15 protein-coding genes and 1 other RNA gene are annotated in these 16865 nt (G+C 55.7%); 8 read left to right on the top strand and 8 right to left on the bottom strand.

Translation table 11 applies throughout. The features are described from left to right. The first annotated feature begins 43 nt into the window (after nt 1-43). The 3 genes from mscL to ssrA all read left to right on the top strand — a co-directional run bounded on the left by mscL (nt 44) and on the right by ssrA (nt 1408). Nucleotides 44-469 (top strand): large conductance mechanosensitive channel protein MscL, encoded by a 426-nt coding sequence (gene mscL / locus V7665_RS06200; RefSeq protein ID WP_335663665.1) that lies wholly within the window; start codon nt 44-46, stop codon nt 467-469. A 273-nt stretch (nt 470-742) separates the two neighbouring features. Continuing rightward, nucleotides 743-976 (top strand): hypothetical protein, encoded by a 234-nt coding sequence (locus V7665_RS06195; RefSeq protein WP_335663664.1) that lies wholly within the window; start codon nt 743-745, stop codon nt 974-976. Between the two features lie 79 nt (nt 977-1055). Continuing rightward, nucleotides 1056-1408: a transfer-messenger RNA gene (gene ssrA / locus V7665_RS06190) on the top strand. A 123-nt stretch (nt 1409-1531) separates the two neighbouring features. On the opposite strand, the gene V7665_RS06185 is transcribed toward ssrA, so the two are convergent. From V7665_RS06185 to V7665_RS06170, 4 genes are all read right to left on the bottom strand, one after another. Further along, complete coding sequence (locus tag V7665_RS06185) at nt 1532-1762, bottom strand: hypothetical protein (RefSeq protein WP_335663663.1); 231 nt, start codon at nt 1760-1762, stop codon at nt 1532-1534. A 100-nt stretch (nt 1763-1862) separates the two neighbouring features. Beyond that, a complete protein-coding gene (locus tag V7665_RS06180; RefSeq protein WP_335663662.1) occupies nt 1863-3125 on the bottom strand; it encodes an N-succinylarginine dihydrolase in 1263 nt (420 codons plus the stop codon). Then, nucleotides 3122-4132 (bottom strand): arginine N-succinyltransferase, encoded by a 1011-nt coding sequence (locus V7665_RS06175; protein WP_335663661.1) that lies wholly within the window; start codon nt 4130-4132, stop codon nt 3122-3124. The genes V7665_RS06180 and V7665_RS06175 overlap by 4 nt, the downstream gene beginning before the upstream one ends. Then, a complete protein-coding gene (locus V7665_RS06170) occupies nt 4129-5337 on the bottom strand; it encodes a hydrolase (RefSeq protein ID WP_335663660.1) in 1209 nt (402 codons plus the stop codon). Before V7665_RS06170 ends, V7665_RS06175 begins: the two co-directional genes overlap by 4 nt. Before the next feature lie 430 nt (nt 5338-5767). Here V7665_RS06170 and V7665_RS06165 point away from each other — a divergent pair, with 430 nt between their 5' ends. Continuing rightward, nucleotides 5768-7873, top strand: a complete 2106-nt coding sequence (locus V7665_RS06165; protein WP_335663659.1) for a malate synthase G — start codon at nt 5768-5770, stop codon at nt 7871-7873. A gap of 23 nt (nt 7874-7896) precedes the next feature. Here V7665_RS06165 and rsmA read toward each other — a convergent pair whose 3' ends face one another. The 4 genes from rsmA to V7665_RS06145 form a co-directional block, all read right to left on the bottom strand. Then, complete coding sequence (gene rsmA, locus V7665_RS06160) at nt 7897-8724, bottom strand: 16S rRNA (adenine(1518)-N(6)/adenine(1519)-N(6))-dimethyltransferase RsmA (protein WP_335663658.1); 828 nt, start codon at nt 8722-8724, stop codon at nt 7897-7899. Further along, nucleotides 8721-9728 (bottom strand): 4-hydroxythreonine-4-phosphate dehydrogenase PdxA, encoded by a 1008-nt coding sequence (pdxA, locus tag V7665_RS06155; protein WP_335663657.1) that lies wholly within the window; start codon nt 9726-9728, stop codon nt 8721-8723. The genes rsmA and pdxA overlap by 4 nt, the downstream gene beginning before the upstream one ends. Further along, entirely contained in the window at nt 9728-11077 is a 1350-nt protein-coding gene (locus V7665_RS06150; protein ID WP_335663656.1) for a peptidylprolyl isomerase, read from the bottom strand. The genes pdxA and V7665_RS06150 overlap by 1 nt, the downstream gene beginning before the upstream one ends. Nucleotides 11078-11190: 113 nt before the next feature. After that, nucleotides 11191-13404 carry an LPS-assembly protein LptD gene (locus tag V7665_RS06145; RefSeq protein WP_442955183.1) on the bottom strand — a complete coding sequence of 738 codons (2214 nt, stop codon included), beginning with the start codon at nt 13402-13404 and terminating at the stop codon, nt 11191-11193. Between the two features lie 268 nt (nt 13405-13672). On the opposite strand from V7665_RS06145, the gene V7665_RS06140 reads away from it, so the two are divergent. The 4 genes from V7665_RS06140 (at nt 13673) to ndk (ending at nt 16704) form a co-directional block, all read left to right on the top strand. Beyond that, entirely contained in the window at nt 13673-15130 is a 1458-nt protein-coding gene (locus V7665_RS06140; protein WP_335663654.1) for a leucyl aminopeptidase, read from the top strand. Nucleotides 15131-15183: 53 nt separating this feature from the next. After that, on the top strand, nt 15184-15621 hold the full coding sequence (locus V7665_RS06135; protein ID WP_335663653.1) for a DNA polymerase III subunit chi: 438 nt from the start codon (nt 15184-15186) through the stop codon (nt 15619-15621). Nucleotides 15622-15688: 67 nt separating this feature from the next. Next, nucleotides 15689-16195 carry a hypothetical protein gene (locus tag V7665_RS06130; protein WP_335663652.1) on the top strand — a complete coding sequence of 169 codons (507 nt, stop codon included), beginning with the start codon at nt 15689-15691 and terminating at the stop codon, nt 16193-16195. A gap of 86 nt (nt 16196-16281) precedes the next feature. After that, a complete protein-coding gene (gene ndk, locus V7665_RS06125) occupies nt 16282-16704 on the top strand; it encodes a nucleoside-diphosphate kinase (protein WP_335663651.1) in 423 nt (140 codons plus the stop codon). Nucleotides 16705-16865: the final 161 nt, after the last annotated feature.

Raw genomic sequence — 16865 nt, 5'->3', positions numbered from 1 at the left:
TTGATACATTTACATTGCGTTGGAAATGTGAAGGGACCGAAATATGATAAACGAGTTTAAGGCATTCATCCTGAAGGGCAATGTGCTCGATCTCGCCGTCGCCGTAATCATCGGTGCCGCTTTTGCGACGATTACCACATCACTGACCGAAGATGTGCTGATGCCGATTGTCAGCGCGATATTTGGCGTTCCTGATTTCTCGGGCCTGTTCATCTTGCTGGGTTCGCCGCCGGCCGATTATGCCGGGGCGATGACCGACTATGCCGCACTGAAAGAAGCTGGTGTGCCGATGCTCGGCTGGGGCCAGTTCCTGACCGTCGTGATCAATTTTGTCATGCTCGCCTTCATCATCTTCATGATCGTTCGCTATGCCAACAAGTTGATGGCAAAGAAGGAGGCAGAAGCTCCGCCCGCAGGCCCAAGTGAAATTGATCTGCTGACCGAAATTCGCGACAGTCTGAAAAAATAGCAATTTGCGATAGCCAATTTCGCCCCTTTTGCAGCATGATTCTTGTACCGTAAAACATGCATGGCAAAGGGGGCTATTTTTGCTCGGGAAGTTGCGGATTATCCCGACGAGTATGTTCAAAACGCGGCCAAAATCAAATTATAACCCTATAATTATAAGAGGTTAATCAAAGCCTTCATTTTTTGAGATACATTCGGATTTTTCAATCCTATAGGCCCGCTCTGCTGGTTTAATTGCCAGCTGATTTGAACGACCATATGGGGACTAATTATTATGCGTAAATTCGCTGTTTTGGCTGCATCAGCAGCCGTATTCGCTTTGACTGCTTGCAATGCTCCAGCTGAAGATGCTGCTGCAACCGACGAAGCTGCAACCGAAGAAGTTGCACCTGCTGAAGACGCCATGGCCACTGAAGAAGTTGCACCTGCTGAAGACGCTATGGCGACTGAAGAAGCTGCTCCTGCAGACGAAGCTGCTGCACCTGCAGACGCTGCCGTTACCGAGTAAGCTTAGAATTTCTGGAATTCCCTTTTGGGAACTAGACGAGGGTCAACCGGGAAACCGGTTGGCCCTTTTTCTTGTTTGTGCACTGTTCATTCAGAAATATGCCCCTATATAGGAGCTGTCTGTTTCGACGGACTATGGTGATAAATGATGGCGTGTAATAGACACTACGGACCCGGGGGCAGTACCCGGCGGCTCCACCATTTCAGGCGATTTGCAGAAATGCAGGACGCCTTTGTTGATGGGGCCGAACTAGGATCGACGGGTGTTCAAAGGCGTTATTTTTGCCCGGCCTGAGTATGCCGTGATTGCTCAAAACCTATAAGTGCAAATGATAATGAAGCACTCGCTATCGCTGCCTAACCCATTGACCTCACGGTCATAAGTTAGAAAGCTACGCGCGGTTGAACCCACCGGGCAACAGAAGGGAATTCAGCGGTTTGGAAGGCACCGGGCAACAGAAGCCTTCCACTTATTCCCAGATACCGACAGAATCGTCTTGAACATGTGGTCAGATTGATGCGCCTTTGCGGATCGGATTCCGACAGCTTGGCCGGTTCAATATTCGGAACTGTAAATTCGGTTGAGGTCGATCGCCTCGATCATCTTGGCGCCGGCCATGAACACCGCGCCGGTTACCGCCAGAAACAGCAGTTTTCCGCCCCATCCCGGATATTCGACCAGATAATGCTGGCCACGCTGGACTGCGCCAGTGGCAAGGGCATAGGTAATGAGAAAAGCCTCCAATTTGGTCTTGATTACAAACAGCCGTTTGATTTTTTTCCACATGACATTTCATTAGCAAACGCCGTGCCAAACCCAGAAAACAGGCATTTCTTACGAAAGAAATTGGTAAACTGTAAGTTAACCCGACAGTTGAGAATATCCGCTAGCGATCCAGTTCGGTCAAGTCGCAAACTGCGAGCAGCCTGCCTCTGGCCGCTTTGATCGCCCCGGTCAGTTCCGGATCGGAAAGTTGATCGGGATTGATCGCCGCTGGCCAATGGTCGGTGACGATCCGGGCAATCGCGTCCAGTTTTTCGGGCGTTGCCAGGAAGCGTTGATCTACAAAGGCGGGATCCGCAACCACACGCAATCGAAGGCAAGCCGGGCCACCGCCATTGGCCATGGATTGCCGAACGTCGACCGGGCAGAGCCGGCGTATCGGTCCATTGCCTGCCACCAGATCCGTCAGATAGCCCCAGACGGCATCATTTTCGCGCGCTTCGCTTGGCAGGATGAGCGCCATGCCGCCATCGTCGGGGAGGGTCACCAGTTGCGCGTTGAACAGATAGGATCTGATGGCATCGTCCAGGCTGACCTTGTCGGCTGGAACGATGATAATTTCCGCGTCCGGAAGTTTGTTCCGGATCGCTTTATAAAGCGCATCGGGCTGTTCAAAGGCCTGTTCGTGGGTGAATAAAACCCGCTCATTGGCCACCGCGACGACATCATTGTGAAAGGCCCCTGCGGCGATGGCGATTTCTGCCTGCTGGGCAAATATCACCCGATCTTCACCCAGGCCATGTTTGCGTGCTACCGCCTTGCTCGCTTCGACATGCTGGCGAGCGGGAAACGGCCCACCGCTTTTGCCATAGACAAATATCTCGACACCCGGCGCGCCGTGGCCGGGGCAAAGCCGCATGTGATTGGCGGCCCCTTCATCGCCAAACGGCGACGGCACCGGGGCATGGACCGAAAAATGGTCCCGGTCGGCGAACGCCAGTTTCAACTGCGCCAGCGTTCCCGGCCATTCATGGCTGCGGTGCGGCATGGTTTGCAGATTGGCCACGGTAAGATGACATGTGCCGTCCGGGGCGTCCGGCGCGGGAGAAATGGTCGCGGCATTTGCGGCCCACATCGAAGACGCTGAAAAGGCGGCCGCGCGCAGATGCGGTTCGGCGTCAGCAATGGTCGTACCCAAATTCGCCAACCAACCTTCATTGGGCCGATCCAGCGGCATGAAAAACCCTTGCGCCAGACCCAGATCGAGATTGTGCCGCATCTTGGCGATACCCTGCAATGCGGCTTCGCGCGGGTAGGCGGTCGCTCCGGCATTGGTCGAGGAGGCAATATTGCCAACGCTCAGCCCGGCATAATTATGGCTTGGTCCGATGATGCCATCGAAATTGATTTCAACGAAAGCGCTCATCGTGGAATATACAAGATTTCGTCACCGACCGAGAGGCCAATATTGACGGCTGCCTGTTCGTCGATCGTAACGCCGTCATCATTCTCGCTCAGCATTGCGTAAGTTGCCTGAAAATCGCCCAGATTGCCCTGCGAAATGATCACTTTTGTTTCGCCTTCAGCAATAGCGCTGATCTTGGCGGATTTTGAATTGCGGATACTCGTCACGTCATCGGTCTTGGCGACCATCGTCGGGCCGCCGTCAAAAATGTCGATATAGCCGTCATAGGAGAAATTCTCATTCTCCAGCATCCGCATCGCGGCGCGGCCATTGGGATGTGGGACGCCAATGGCGGCACGCGCGGATTCGCTGAGCATGGCAGTATAGATCGGGTGTTTGGGCATCAGGTCGGCGATGAACTGGTTGCCATGAATGGCATTGAAATAATCGGCTTCCTGAAAACTCATGCCAAAGAATCGGCCGGCGAGCCCGTCCCAGAAGGGTGATCCTCCCGCTTCGTCAATGACGCCGCGCAGCTCTGCAAAAATCTTGTCGCCGAAACGGTCGCGATGTTGCTTGACGAACAGATAGCGGCTGCGGGCCAGCAACATGCCTAGACCACCGGCGCGTTCGCCGGGGTGGAGGAACAGGCCGCCCACTTCGCTCGCTCCTTCCAGATCGGTGACAAGGCCAAGCATTTGGGCGCTGAACGTCCGGTTCAATTCCTTGCTCGTTTGCGAATGCGTGCTCAGACGATAGGAATAGAATGGCCAGGTCTGCCCCACTTTGGTGAACAATTGCGAGGTACCGCGCACCGCTCCGGTTTCGACATTTTCCAGCACCATGACAAACAGATCATCGCCATGCGCATTGCTGTCACTCTGGTAAGCCCGCTCGGATCGCTCCAGTTTTTGGATTAGTGAGTCCCGGTCTGCTGGCAGGTTGGTAAAGCCGCCGCCGGTGAGTTTCGCCATTTCGTAAAGATGCTGCAGATCATTGATCCGCGCTGCGCGTATCCGGAAACTCATAATTCTCCCTTTTCGGCGATCCGCATGATCGTCAGCGCCGATAATTGTGTCCGTTCAACCAGACTTTCCGTTATCAAAAATTCATCAGAGCTGTGGATCGCTCCGCCTCGTACACCCATAGTATCCACTACCGGAATGCCGCAAGCGGCGATATTATTGCCGTCACACACGCCGCCGGTGCCGCGCCAGTTGATATCGAGGCCCAGTTCTGCGCCGCATTGCTTGACCAAGCCTAAGAGTTTCCGCGCCTGGGGATCAATCGGCTTGGGTGGGCGGCCAAAACCGCCGTGGCAATGGACGCTTAGGTCATGTTCGCGCGCGATTGCCGTAACCAATATATCGAGCGCATTTTGCGCTTCACTTTGGTCTGCCAGCGATTTGGGCCGGAAATTGACGCGCAGGACAGCGTGATCTGGGACAGCATTGTTCGGGCCGCCACCATCGATCTTGGCCGGGTTAACGCTCAGGCCTTCGCGGTGCAGGGCTTTCAATCGCAAGGCCATGTCTGCCGCAGCGATCAGCGCGTTACGCCCGTCATCGGGATTGCGACCGGCATGGGCGCTTTTGCCGGTAAAGATGATAGAGAAATTGCCGCTGCCGCCGCGCTCTCCCGCGAGCGTGCCATCGGGCAGGGCGGGTTCATAGGTCAGGGCAGCAGTCTTGCCCTTGGCTAGCCGTTCGATCAGCGATGCGGATGATCCGGAACCCACTTCCTCGTCGCTGTTGATCATCACGTCATAGCCGATCCGGCTGGCGACTTCGCTTTTCTCGAGCAATTGCAGCGCGCCAAGCATGACCGACAAGCCACCTTTCATGTCGGCAAGGCCGGGTCCGTTCAGCACCCCGTTTTCGAGTTCGACGATCTTTTGAAACGGATGGTCCGCCGGAAATACGGTATCCATATGGCCGGTCAGCAAGATGCGAACCGGCGCTTTGGGGCGGACGGAAACAATCAGATGCTGGCCACGCTGGACCTGATCAACAGTACCATCCGCGCGCACTGCCTCGACCGGTTCGGGATCGACCAGACGCATATCGCCCGGTAATACCGAAAAGGCGTCCGCCAGCAGGCCCGCGACGGTCTTCAGGCCATCAAGGTTGGTGGTGCCGCTATTGGTCTTTGCCCATGAGACGGTGCGCGGCAATAGCGGAAGGTCGGTCGCCCGTTCCAGCGTCGCTTGTTCAGGGAAGGAATCTGCTTTCATTTGAAACCGATAGCATTTGTCATCCTCCCATGCCAGCCGCTCTATTACCTGAAAGGGGCTGTCCTACACGGGTGCTGGCCGATATGATCTTTGGAATTGCACCATCCTCTTTCCCAAAGGAGCAACTGGAATGTACCAGAGAAAAATCCGACCAGAACCCGCTTTTGATGAAACCCGATTTGTTGAGATAAAATCACTGTATTTACAGCGCCTTTTGAAGGATTCTTTGGAATTTTTGGGAGGAAGGGCAAAAATTTTCATAACAGTGTAAAGTTTGTAAAGTTCATCTCTGGGAATATCTGTTTCTGCGATCCCATTTACAGCGCGAAAAAGAGCCGCCATAGACGGCTGCGATTCCTCCCCGGAAATTTTGAAAACTTGCAGTGCACTCTGCAAGCCCCGGATAAATGCATTTGAACGAGGAGATATTATGTCCGAATATGTCAGCCAGAACGGCATCCAGATCGCGCAGGAGCTGTTTGATTTTGTCAATGACCGTGCCTTGCCGGGAACCGGTGTGGACGGCGCAAAATTCTGGCTGGGTTTTGCAGAGTTGCTCGGTAGATTCGCCCCTCGAAATGCGGTGCTGTTGGCAAGGCGGGAGAGCCTGCAAGCGGAGATTGATGCGTGGCATATTGATCATAAGGGACAACCGATTGATCAGGCGGAATATCAGGCCTTTCTGAAACACATCGGATATCTGGTTGAAGAACCAAAGACTTTTTCGATCAGTACCGAAAATGTTGACCCGGAAATCGCGACGATGGCCGGACCACAACTGGTGGTGCCGTCGCTTAACGACCGTTTCGTGCTGAACGCTGCCAATGCGCGCTGGGGTAGTCTTTATGATGCGTTTTACGGCACCGATGCGCTGGATGCGCCACCAGCAAAGCCCGGTGGCTATGATCCGGAACGCGGGGCTGCCGTGATCACAGCGGCAAAAGCCTTTCTAGACGAGGCATTCCCGCTCGCGACGGGAACATGGACAGATTATGATGGTGGCGACTTGTCGCTCGCCGATCCTGCGCAACTGGTCGGCCGCAACGGCGCCTCCTTCCTTCTCAAACATAATGGTCTGCACGCAGAAGTCGTGATCGACGCCAATAGCCCGATCGGCAAGGACGACCCCGCCAATATCGCTGATGTGCTCCTCGAGGCCGCGCTCACCACGATTATCGACATGGAAGATTCGGTTGCCGCCGTGGATGCCGAGGACAAGGTTCTCGCCTATAGCAACTGGCTCGGCCTGATGCGCGGCGATCTCGATGCTTCCTTCGATAAAGGCGGCAGGACAGTCGAACGCAAGGCCAATCCGGACCGCGACTATATCGATCGTGATGGCAAGCCATTCACCCTGCCGGGCCGCAGTCTTATGTTTGTCCGCAATGTCGGCCATCTGATGACCAATCCGGCGGTCTTGCTGGCTGATGGCTCGGAAGCGCCGGAAGGGCTGCTCGACGGCATATTCACCAGCCTGATCGCGATGCACGATATCAAGGGGCTGGGCGACCTACGCAACAGCCGAGCCGGTTCAATCTATATCGTGAAGCCAAAGATGCACGGGCCGGAGGAATGCGCTTTCACCAATGATCTGTTCGATGCGGTGGAAGATCTGCTGGGTCTCGACCGCAACACCATCAAAGTCGGCGTGATGGACGAGGAACGTCGGACCTCGGCCAATCTTGCTGCCTGTATATACGCGGTGAAGGACCGGGTTGTGTTCATCAACACCGGATTCCTCGACCGTACCGGCGACGAAATCCACACTTCGATGCAGGCCGGGGCAATGCTGGCCAAGGGCGATATCAAGAAAAGCGACTGGATCACCGCTTATGAACAGCGCAATGTTGCCATCGGTCTGGCCTGCGGCATGTCCGGCAAGGCGCAGATCGGCAAGGGTATGTGGGCAGCGCCCGACATGATGGCGGACATGATGGAACAGAAGATCGGTCATCCGATGACCGGCGCTAATACTGCCTGGGTGCCAAGCCCAACGGCGGCGACGCTGCATGCGATCCATTATCACCGGGTCAATGTCTTCGACCGGCAGAAAGAGGTCGCAGCTGACGGTATTGCACCGCTCGCGAAACTGCTGACCATTCCGCTCGCCGACGGCCATAATTGGTCGGATGAAGAGATCGAACGCGAACTGGACAATAATGCCCAGGGCATATTGGGCTATGTGGTGCGCTGGATCGACCAGGGCATCGGCTGTTCCAAGGTCCCTGACATCAACGATGTCGGCCTGATGGAAGACCGCGCGACCTTGCGGATTTCATCGCAGCATATGGCCAACTGGATGCTGCACGGCGTCTGTTCGCCGGAGCAGGTTGATGCCGCTCTGCTGCGCATGGCGGCCAAGGTCGACGGACAGAATGCAGGCGATCCGCTCTACCGGCCAATGGCTCCAAACCCGGATGACAGTCTGGCCTTTCAGGCGGCCCGCGATCTCGTGTTCAAGGGTGTCGAGCAGCCAAGCGGTTATACCGAACCGTTGCTGCACGCCTATCGGCGGAAGTTAAAGGCTGCGGGATAAGGCTAGCGCGAAGGCGATCGGTCCTAAGACAGCAACCGGGCGATATTGACGAAATCGTCGACGCTAACCGTTTCGGGCCGTCTGGAACTGTCGATCCCCAGAGTTTCAAGGGCATCCAGCGCTCCTGCCAGACCTTTGAGGCTCTGTCGGAGCATCTTGCGCCGCTGCCCGAACGCAGCCTGGGTAAGATGGGCCAGAACCTCGGGGCTGACGCCTTCCGGCTGAGCCTTGGGTGTCAGATGAACAATCGCCGACATCACCTTCGGCGGCGGTGTGAAAGCGGAGCGATGCACCGTCATCGCGAGTTTCGCCTGGCATCGCCATTGCGCCAATATCGACAGCCGTCCGTAAGCCTCGCTTGCCTCGCTGGCGACAATCCGGTCGGCGACCTCGCGCTGGAACATCAGGGTGAGCGACTGCCATTGCGGCGGCCACTCGGGTTCGGATAGCCATTTGATCAGCAACGCCGAGCCAACATTATAGGGCAGATTGGAAACAATATGAAAAGGCGCATCAAACAAGCTGGCCAGATCAATTTTCAAGGCATCATCATCTATGACCGTCAGCTGGCCCGGAAAATGGTCGCCCAGTTCCGCCAGTGCTGGCAGGCAGCGACTGTCGCGTTCCACCGCAGTCACCCGCGCACCGGCTTGCAGCAGGGCTCGCGTCAGCCCGCCCGGCCCGGGACCCACTTCGAAAACCGTCTGCCCGTCCATGTCACCGGGAACCGCGGCGATGCGGTCCAGAAGCTGCATGTCGAACAGAAAATTCTGGCCCAGCGCCTTGTTCGCGGACAGGCCATGTTTCTTGATCACCTCCCGCAGCGGGGGCAGGGCAATCGGCTGTTTCAATTGTTGTGAATCTGGCGATTGGCGACAGCGATGGCGGCCATCTGGATCGCGGCAATCATCGATCGCGGGTCGGCGATACCCTGACCCGCAATATTGAAAGCGGTGCCATGATCTGGCGATGTGCGAATGATCGGGAGGCCCAAAGTGATATTGACGCCATCGAAAAAATGCAGAGTTTTTAAAGGGATCAATGCCTGATCATGATAAGGACAGAGAGCAACATCATATTTGCTCCGCGCTTCCTCGTGGAACATCGTATCAGCAGGAAGCGGATCGGTTATGTCCATCCCTTGCTCGCGCAGCCTATCAATCGCAGGTTGCATGATCCGCTGCTCTTCGTTGCCAAGATTGCCATTTTCACCAGCATGCGGATTCAGTCCGGCAATCGCGATGCGTGGTTTTTCTATGCCAAAATTCCGAATCATCGCTTTTTCTGCAGCGCGGGCGCAGGCGATGATCAGCCGCTCGGTAAAATGTTCCGGCACGTCCTTCAGCGCGATATGCGTGGTCATGGGCACTACGCGCAACGTCGGCCCCGCCAGCATCATCACGGCATTTTCTCGCGCTATTCCGCAACGTTCCGAGACAAATTCGGTCTGTCCGGGATAGCGAAAACCAATTTTATAGAGCTGTGCTTTGGACACTGGAGCGGTAATGACCGCTCCGGCATCTCCGGAGCGGGTCAGCCCGCAGGCAATTTCCAGAGCGTGGAGCGAACATTGCGCACTGTCCATCGTTGCCTCTCCCGGAACAGCGGCCGCCGCTTCATGGATATGGAGCACGGGCAATGCCTGATCGAATGTCTCGCCGGCTTCGATCGGCTGGTCAATTTTCTGAACAGGAACACCAGCGAGATTTTCAAAGTCGGCAAAATTTCCGATCACAAAAAAGGGCTTGAGGCCGGACTCCACTCGCTGCTTCCAGCTCTTTCCTATGATTTCCGGCCCGACACCAGCGGGGTCCCCGCAAGAAATGGCAAATGGCTTGGCGTTCCAATCTGCCATTAATTATATTCGATAATGGCGTCGCGTCTCAGATCGCGCAGATAAATTTGCGCCCGTTTGTTGACGCGTTCATTTTCCAATCGAGACATGATGGCGTCAAACGATGGTGCTGAAGCGGTCTGCGGATCATCTCGTCCGCAAAGGATTAGTACGCGGACGCCATCTTCGACCGAACCAAATGGCTGGCTCGCCTGACCGATTTGCAGATCCGCGATCGCTCCCTGCAAGGCGGCAGGAAGGTCGCGCAGTTTCACTTGGTCGTTGTCGACCACGCTGGCGCCCAGTCGAGCGGCCACTTCATTGGCTGCTCCGCAGCCTTTGATGCCCTGTGTCGCCGTTGCAAATTGTCCGGCTTGTGCGGTCGCTTGTGCTTCCGTGATGCCTTCCGGAAAGCTTATTGCCAGCTGTTTGAGGCTAAGTAGCGCATTGCGGGGATCAGCGGTAAGCACCTGACGCGAATCGATCAGATAAAGGATTGAAAAACCCCCTGGCACTTCGACTGGGCCAACAACCTGGCCTACCTGCATCTGCTCTGCTGCATCCGCAAGTGTTTGCGGCAATTGAGCGGGACGGACCCAACCCAGATCACCACCGGTCGCGGCGGTTGAGGCTTCGGAAAACTGTCGGGCATAAGCTACAAACGAACCACCGGCGCGGATCTGTTCCAATATCTTGCGCATATTCTCGGCAACTTGCGGCGCGGTTTCCTGAGATGCCGCCATATAGATTTCGCCGATACGAAATTCGCTCGTGCCCTTGGAGGCGTTCAAGCGTTCGATAATGGCGTTAACCTCTTCATCGCCGACATTGATGAACGGCTGGATGTTACGGCGAAGCAGACGGCTCCATGCCAATTCGCCCTTGATTTGGCGTTTCAGCGTGTCGGTGGATGAACCTTGTGTCCGAAGATATTGATCAAAAGCGTCGATATCCTGTTTGAAATTCTGCTGGGCTACTTGACGGAAAGTGGCTTCAACTTCCTCTTCCGCGATTGTGATTTCATTGGCTTCAGCTTCCTGAATTTGCAGTGTTTCATCGATCAGATTTCGCAATACCTGAAGCCGCAGGCGCTGCTTCTCTTCGTCCGAAACTTCGCCGCCATTGGCTGCGACTATCAGGGCGAGACGCTGGCCAACATCGGTTCCGGTGATGATATCGCCGTTGACAATCGCCGTAGCGCGGCGAACGTTCGGGTCATTTTTGCCAAATATTGTCAATTCGTCGGGAATATCCAGACCGGATTGCGGCAGCGATGCGTCCGCGACCGTTTGGCTGACGGATGGTGACGCGCTTGCAATGGCAAGCGCTGCAATCAACGTTGCCTTGGTTTTGAAACCTTGGATTTTCATACTCAATAGATTCATTTTTTGTTTCTTCTCAACTACAAAGAGTAAATTTCATGCAGCAAATAACAAATATCTGCTGAACCCAATATGAGCGGGCCAACCCGTTTGAAAATCCTTTACACGCCCAGATTGCGCAAGGCCAGCCGGAACAGAAAAGTGCTACCGCGCCGCGCGTCGCCGGAATTTTCATAGTCATAGCGCCAGGTTACACCCATGGAGAGACAGCCGTCGTCATAGGCGACGCCGACGCGGTGCCTCACCGGGTCATAGCCATCGGCTACCGAAAGCGGATCTTCGCTACGATCGGTCAGGTCGACGATTGCAGAGCCAAAAACGGACCAATAATTGTCTATCTGATAGCGTCCCCCAACCCGGACTTCTTCGCGGTCTCTCAGGTCTTCAAGTCCTAGCCCAATATTGCGGTTCAGGCGCAGATAACCGATTTGGGCGTAAGTGCCTTTCGAACCGATCGTGGCGTCGACCTCGTTCCGCCGGACTGCAAGATTATCCTTGTCCAGCCGGAAACGGTGGGTGAATTTCACGATATCCTTGAACCGAACGCTGGTGCGGCCGACGATATCGGAAAAGCGATCGGACAGGCCCGTGCCTTCAGGGACGATATTATTGTTATTTTCCAGCCGATAGCTTTGGCCGACGATCATGTTTGCCTGCAGGTTGGGGCGATTGATTTCCCATTCCATCCCATAAGTTGCCCGGACATTATCCTCATAGCGATCATAGCCGGGGAAACGGTTGAGGGCGAATAGGTTGGTGTCTTCCAGATCAACGGCGCGCGAGTCTTCATTGGGTACCGCGAGGTTGGCCAAGCCCGGTGTCGCGACGATCTGAAAGCGCGGGGTGATCGTCTGGGTACCGCCGAAAGCCTCGCCGATCAGAGGCCATTTTACATCAATTGCAGCTGTCGCAATCGCACGTGCCTCCCAGCCGCTTTGGCCACGATAGATAGCGGTATCATTAAGGGCATTGTCATCACTATGGTACACATCGCCGCGCACAAGGCCGGTCAAGGTGATTTCCTGCCCCCAGTTTGTAAGTTTTCGCATGTCCCAGCGAGCAGATCCGAAAGCGCGTTGCGTGTCCTGGCCTTCGCTGCGACCAATCGCCAGGCTGTTCGCCTGCACCTCAAGTCGACCACCCAGAACCGGATCGTCGAACCGCTTGCGATAGTCCATTACCGGCAGCGCGACGGGAACGCGATTTTGCGGATCGTTCACCCGCAATGTCTGGAACGCCCACCCAGCCAGAGAAAAATAGCTGCTATTGCTGATCCGCTCAACATTGATTGTAGAGCGAAGGCTATCGTCATCGCTAATATCATAGCGCCGCAGAAATGTTCGATCTGACACGATGCGGGCAGATTGGGAAACCGTCCATTTGTCATCAAGCCGGAACCGACCGCTAGTGGCAAAATAGCCACGAAAATCTTTTTCGGCATTGGGCAAGAGCTGAGATGCGCCGGTCGGAATGCGGGAGCCATAAGTGGCATAGCCGGTCAGTTGGAAGGCACCTTTCTGATCAAGGCTACGGAAAGTGCCGCTGATCAGTGGGGCAACATCAGTGAATACCTGCGCAGTAACCGTGGCATCCTGATTGGGCGCAATGCTGAAATAATAAGGTATGGTCACGCCAACGCCGTTCACCGTGTCGAATTTGATATCCGGAACCAGAAGGCCGCTTCGGTTTTCGTCGGTAACCGGGTGCGAGAGGCCGGGCAATGGAATGACGGGCAGGCCGAAAATCTCGATGCGAGCGCCTTGATATTTTACCCGTTTCTTGACCGGATCATAGATCACCTTCACGGCTTTGATCTGCCAGCTGGGGTTTTTCGGGCATCCATCTTCGGTCGTGACCGCACAAGCGGTATAGGCGGCATTTTCCAGTGCAAGCGAGCCGTCGGCAAAACGTTCGCTTCGGCGTGCCGCCAAGCGGCTGCCATCATCAAGAACGAGCAAGAGGTTGTCAACGGCTCCGTCGCGCAGGCTATCGGTCAGTTCAATGCGATCACCATAGGCAACGTCGCCATCGGGACTGATCGACCTGATATTGCCCTCTGCCACAACAGCGCCGGTTTTCCGGTTCCATACAACCTGGTCGGCGCGCAATTTATATCCGTCGCGATTGAGGACCACATTGCCCGCCGCAGTGACGAAGTCGTTCTCAAAATCATAGTCGATGCTATCGGCACTAAATTCGATTTCATCATCTTGCTGATCAGGTGCAACGGCGGCGTCGCTTTGTGATTGGCCCATAGCGGATGCAGGCGTCACAGCAGCCAAAGTTAGGGTAAAAAGGGCGAGTGAGGATTTCATCGACTGGCTCAACCTGCTTTTGGCCCCATTTTGGACGGCATTAAATATCGCACTGTCCACCTTCCGAACGCCTATTGCACCTGTTTGCCTAGTCTGCAAATTTTCTTTGACAGATTCTGATGAACAGATGCTTGACCACTAAACCAAGACGGTGCAGCAACACCGCACGATAGGATAAATGTCGGCCCGTTCATGCATGAGTCGGATCGACGAGTGAACCACTTAGGCTTTTCACTCCTCAAAACACAAAAATAAGGACAGTTTCCCGATGAATTTCAACTTTACCAATGAGCGGCCCGCGGATGCTGATGCGATCATATTTGCGATCACCAAGAATGGACTAGACGATTTTGAGCTTAAGCTGGAGCAAGCGACCACAGTGAAGGCGGGAGCAAAAGCCGCACGGTTTGAAGCGAAACTTGGTGAAGTTTTTGAAACATTTGTGACCGAAGCAGGCAAGGCCTTGCGGGTGGTCTTGACGGGATTGGGCAAAGGCAAGGCGAAAGATGCCGAATCAGCAGGTGGTTCAGCCATAGCCAAAATTCTGGCATCCGGAGCCAAACATGCGGTCATTGATCCCTCGGGTCTGGATGAAGAGCATCTCGCACGCCTTCTTTTCGGTGCAAAATTGCGCAGCTGGCGGCATGACAAATATCGCACAACCATGCCCGAAAAGCAGAAGGTCACCCTCGAAAAAATCACGGTGCTCGATCAGCATCTGGAATCCGCCAAAGCCTGGCAGGATCTGTCCGCCGTGGCTGATGGTGTTGCGCTGACCCGCGAACTGGTCGCTGAACCCGCGAACAACATCTATCCCGAGAGCTTTGTTGCCCGTTGCGAAGAATTGAAAGACTTGGGCGTGGAATTCACGGTGCTGGGCTGGGATGAAATGGAAAAGCTTGGCATGGGCGCACTGCTCGGCGTTTCGCAGGGTTCCGAGCGTCCGCCGCGGTTGCTGGCGATGCGCTGGGATGGCACCAATGGTGCCCAGAAAACGCCGTTGGCCCTGGTCGGCAAGGGCGTGACCTTTGACACCGGCGGAATTTCCCTGAAACCCGGTGCCGGCATGGAGGAAATGAAGTGGGACATGGGCGGTGCCGGAGCCGTAGCCGGAACCATGAGGGCGCTGGCTGGCCGTAAGGCCAAGGCGCATGTAGTCGGCGTTTGCGGGCTGGTCGAGAATATGCCTGACGGCAAGGCGCAGCGTCCCGGTGACGTTGTCACCAGCATGAATGGCCAGACCATCGAAGTGATCAATACCGATGCCGAAGGACGGCTGGTATTGTGCGACGCGATGCACTGGACGCAGGAAACATTCAAACCGGAAGTGATGATTGATCTGGCAACACTGACCGGCGCGATGATTATTGCGCTGGGCAATGAACATGCCGGTTGCTTCAGCAATAATGATGATCTCGCCGAAGACCTGATAGAGGCGGGCAAGGATTCCGGCGATCCGGTCTGGCGGCTTCCGATTGGCCCAGCCTATGACAAGCTGATCAATTCGCCGATTGCCGACATGAAGAATGTCGGACCACGCGGTGCGGGGTCGATTACGGCGGCGCAGTTTCTCAAGCGTTTCGTCAAGGATGGCGTGAAATGGGCGCATCTCGACATTGCCGGCATGGTCTGGGCCGACAAGCCCAGCCCGGTCTGGGAAAAAGGCGCGACCGGCTATGGCGTGCGTCTGCTCAACCAATATGTCGCCGACCATTTCGAAGATTGATCCGGTTGCAACCATGCGGCGCAGTCTGATTCGAAAGTTGGGAAGTTGCCGCGGTGCGGGTTGATTTTTATCATCTGACTCGCGATCCGGCGGAGAGGCTGGTGCCGATGCTGGCGGGCAAGGTGCTGGATGTTGGAAAAAGGCTGTTGCTCCTGGCGCAGGACGAGGCCGGCCGGGTCGCGCTTGGCGACGCCTTGTGGAGCGCTGAGCCGGCCAGCTTCCTCGCCCATGATTTTGGCGGTTGCGAGCGGCAGACGGAGCAGCCGATCCTGATTTCCGATCAATGCGAACCGGCCAATGGAGCGTCCTACATCATCCTGTCCGACGGCCAGTGGCGGGACGAGGCGCTGAATTTCGAGCGCGCCTTCTTCCTGTTCACCGCCGAGCAGATCGACCATGCGCGCACTATCTGGCGGCAATTGAGTGCCAATGAAGTTGTCACTCCGCGCTACTGGAAGCAGGACGGTGGCCGCTGGGTCGAAGGCCCCTGATTTGCCAATCCGGCGGATTTCCGATACATAGGATAACCGGTCGCACGAGAAACCCGGAGCCTGCCTCATGTACAAATATCTGATTCTGCCCGCAACTTTCATGATTGCCGCCTGCGGCAGCAACGACAGCGAACGGGCTTCCGGCAGTTTTGACGATGGCGACGGCAACAAGGGCAGCTATTCGGTGCGCGGCGATGACGAGAATAGCGAAACGGTGATCAAGTCGGACAAGGGCGAAGTGCGCATCGCCACCGGCGACAAGGCGCTCAAGGATTTGCCGATGGATATCAAGCTCTATCCCGGCGCCGAGGTCCAGACCAGCATGGCCGGCATGGGCGAAGGCAAGTCCGGCGCGATGCTGGTGTTCCAGACGTCAGACAGTGTCGATGATGTGATAGATTTCTACCGCAAGCAGATGAAATCAAAAGACATTACCATAAAAACCGAAGTCAAATCCGGCGACATGCAGATGATCGGCGGTGAGCGGGCGGATGGCGAGGGCGTTCATATCTCCGCGACCAAATCCCCCGATGGCGGGGTGACGGCGACGATTATCGCCGGCGGCAAAAGCTAGGGCCGAATCGAAAACTTGCCATGCTGCAGTGCAGCGGCTAAAGGCGGCGCAAATCTACAACATCCCCGCATTTATGGAGCAATATCATGGCCGTGACACGGACATTTTCGATCATTAAACCCGACGCTACCCGCCGCAATATTACCGGTGCGGTCACCAAGATGCTGGAAGAAGCCGGTCTGCGCGTCGTCGCTTCCAAGCGCATTCACATGACCAAGGAACAGGCCGAAGGCTTTTACGCGGTTCACAAGGAACGCCCCTTTTTCGGCGAACTGGTCGACTTCATGATCAGCGGCCCTTGCGTCGTCCAGGTGCTCGAAGGCGAAAATGCGATGCAGGCCAACCGCGACATCATGGGCGCAACCAATCCTGCCGACGCGGCACCGGGCACGATCCGCAAGGAACTGGCCGAAAGTCTCGAAGCGAACACGGTCCACGGTTCTGACAGCGACGAAAATGCGGCGATTGAAATCGCCTATTTCTTCAAGGACGACGAAATCGTCGGCTAAGCCCTGCGCATTTTTATCGGTTACAGACGCCCGGTTGCAATTCTTGCGGCCGGGCGTTTTTAATGGGCGAACGCCAAGCTTGGTGGGTGGTAGCAGGTGCAGCTGCGGGTGTAAAACGGACATCAGGGCAAGCCGGTTCTACTCGCGACGACGGTTTCTCG

The sequence above is a fragment of the Parasphingorhabdus sp. genome (genome assembly GCF_036964675.1).
GTDB lineage: Bacteria > Pseudomonadota > Alphaproteobacteria > Sphingomonadales > Sphingomonadaceae > Parasphingorhabdus.
Note: the sequence above shows the minus strand (reverse complement) of the source record. Positions and strands in the feature narration are given on the sequence as shown.

What these genes read in the sequence shown, in the direction of transcription:
- mscL (WP_335663665.1), top strand. Translation starts at nt 44, where the DNA reads ATGATAAACGAGTTTAAGGCATTCATCCTGAAGGGCAATGTGCTCGAT.
- V7665_RS06195 (WP_335663664.1), top strand. Translation starts at nt 743, where the DNA reads ATGCGTAAATTCGCTGTTTTGGCTGCATCAGCAGCCGTATTCGCTTTG.
- V7665_RS06185 (WP_335663663.1), bottom strand. Translation starts at nt 1,762, where the DNA reads ATGTGGAAAAAAATCAAACGGCTGTTTGTAATCAAGACCAAATTGGAG.
- V7665_RS06180 (WP_335663662.1), bottom strand. Translation starts at nt 3,125, where the DNA reads ATGAGCGCTTTCGTTGAAATCAATTTCGATGGCATCATCGGACCAAGC.
- V7665_RS06175 (WP_335663661.1), bottom strand. Translation starts at nt 4,132, where the DNA reads ATGAGTTTCCGGATACGCGCAGCGCGGATCAATGATCTGCAGCATCTT.
- V7665_RS06170 (WP_335663660.1), bottom strand. Translation starts at nt 5,337, where the DNA reads ATGAAAGCAGATTCCTTCCCTGAACAAGCGACGCTGGAACGGGCGACC.
- V7665_RS06165 (WP_335663659.1), top strand. Translation starts at nt 5,768, where the DNA reads ATGTCCGAATATGTCAGCCAGAACGGCATCCAGATCGCGCAGGAGCTG.
- pdxA (WP_335663657.1), bottom strand. Translation starts at nt 9,728, where the DNA reads ATGGCAGATTGGAACGCCAAGCCATTTGCCATTTCTTGCGGGGACCCC.
- V7665_RS06150 (WP_335663656.1), bottom strand. Translation starts at nt 11,077, where the DNA reads ATGAAAATCCAAGGTTTCAAAACCAAGGCAACGTTGATTGCAGCGCTT.
- V7665_RS06145 (WP_442955183.1), bottom strand. Translation starts at nt 13,404, where the DNA reads ATGAAATCCTCACTCGCCCTTTTTACCCTAACTTTGGCTGCTGTGACG.
- V7665_RS06140 (WP_335663654.1), top strand. Translation starts at nt 13,673, where the DNA reads ATGAATTTCAACTTTACCAATGAGCGGCCCGCGGATGCTGATGCGATC.
- V7665_RS06130 (WP_335663652.1), top strand. Translation starts at nt 15,689, where the DNA reads ATGTACAAATATCTGATTCTGCCCGCAACTTTCATGATTGCCGCCTGC.
- ndk (WP_335663651.1), top strand. Translation starts at nt 16,282, where the DNA reads ATGGCCGTGACACGGACATTTTCGATCATTAAACCCGACGCTACCCGC.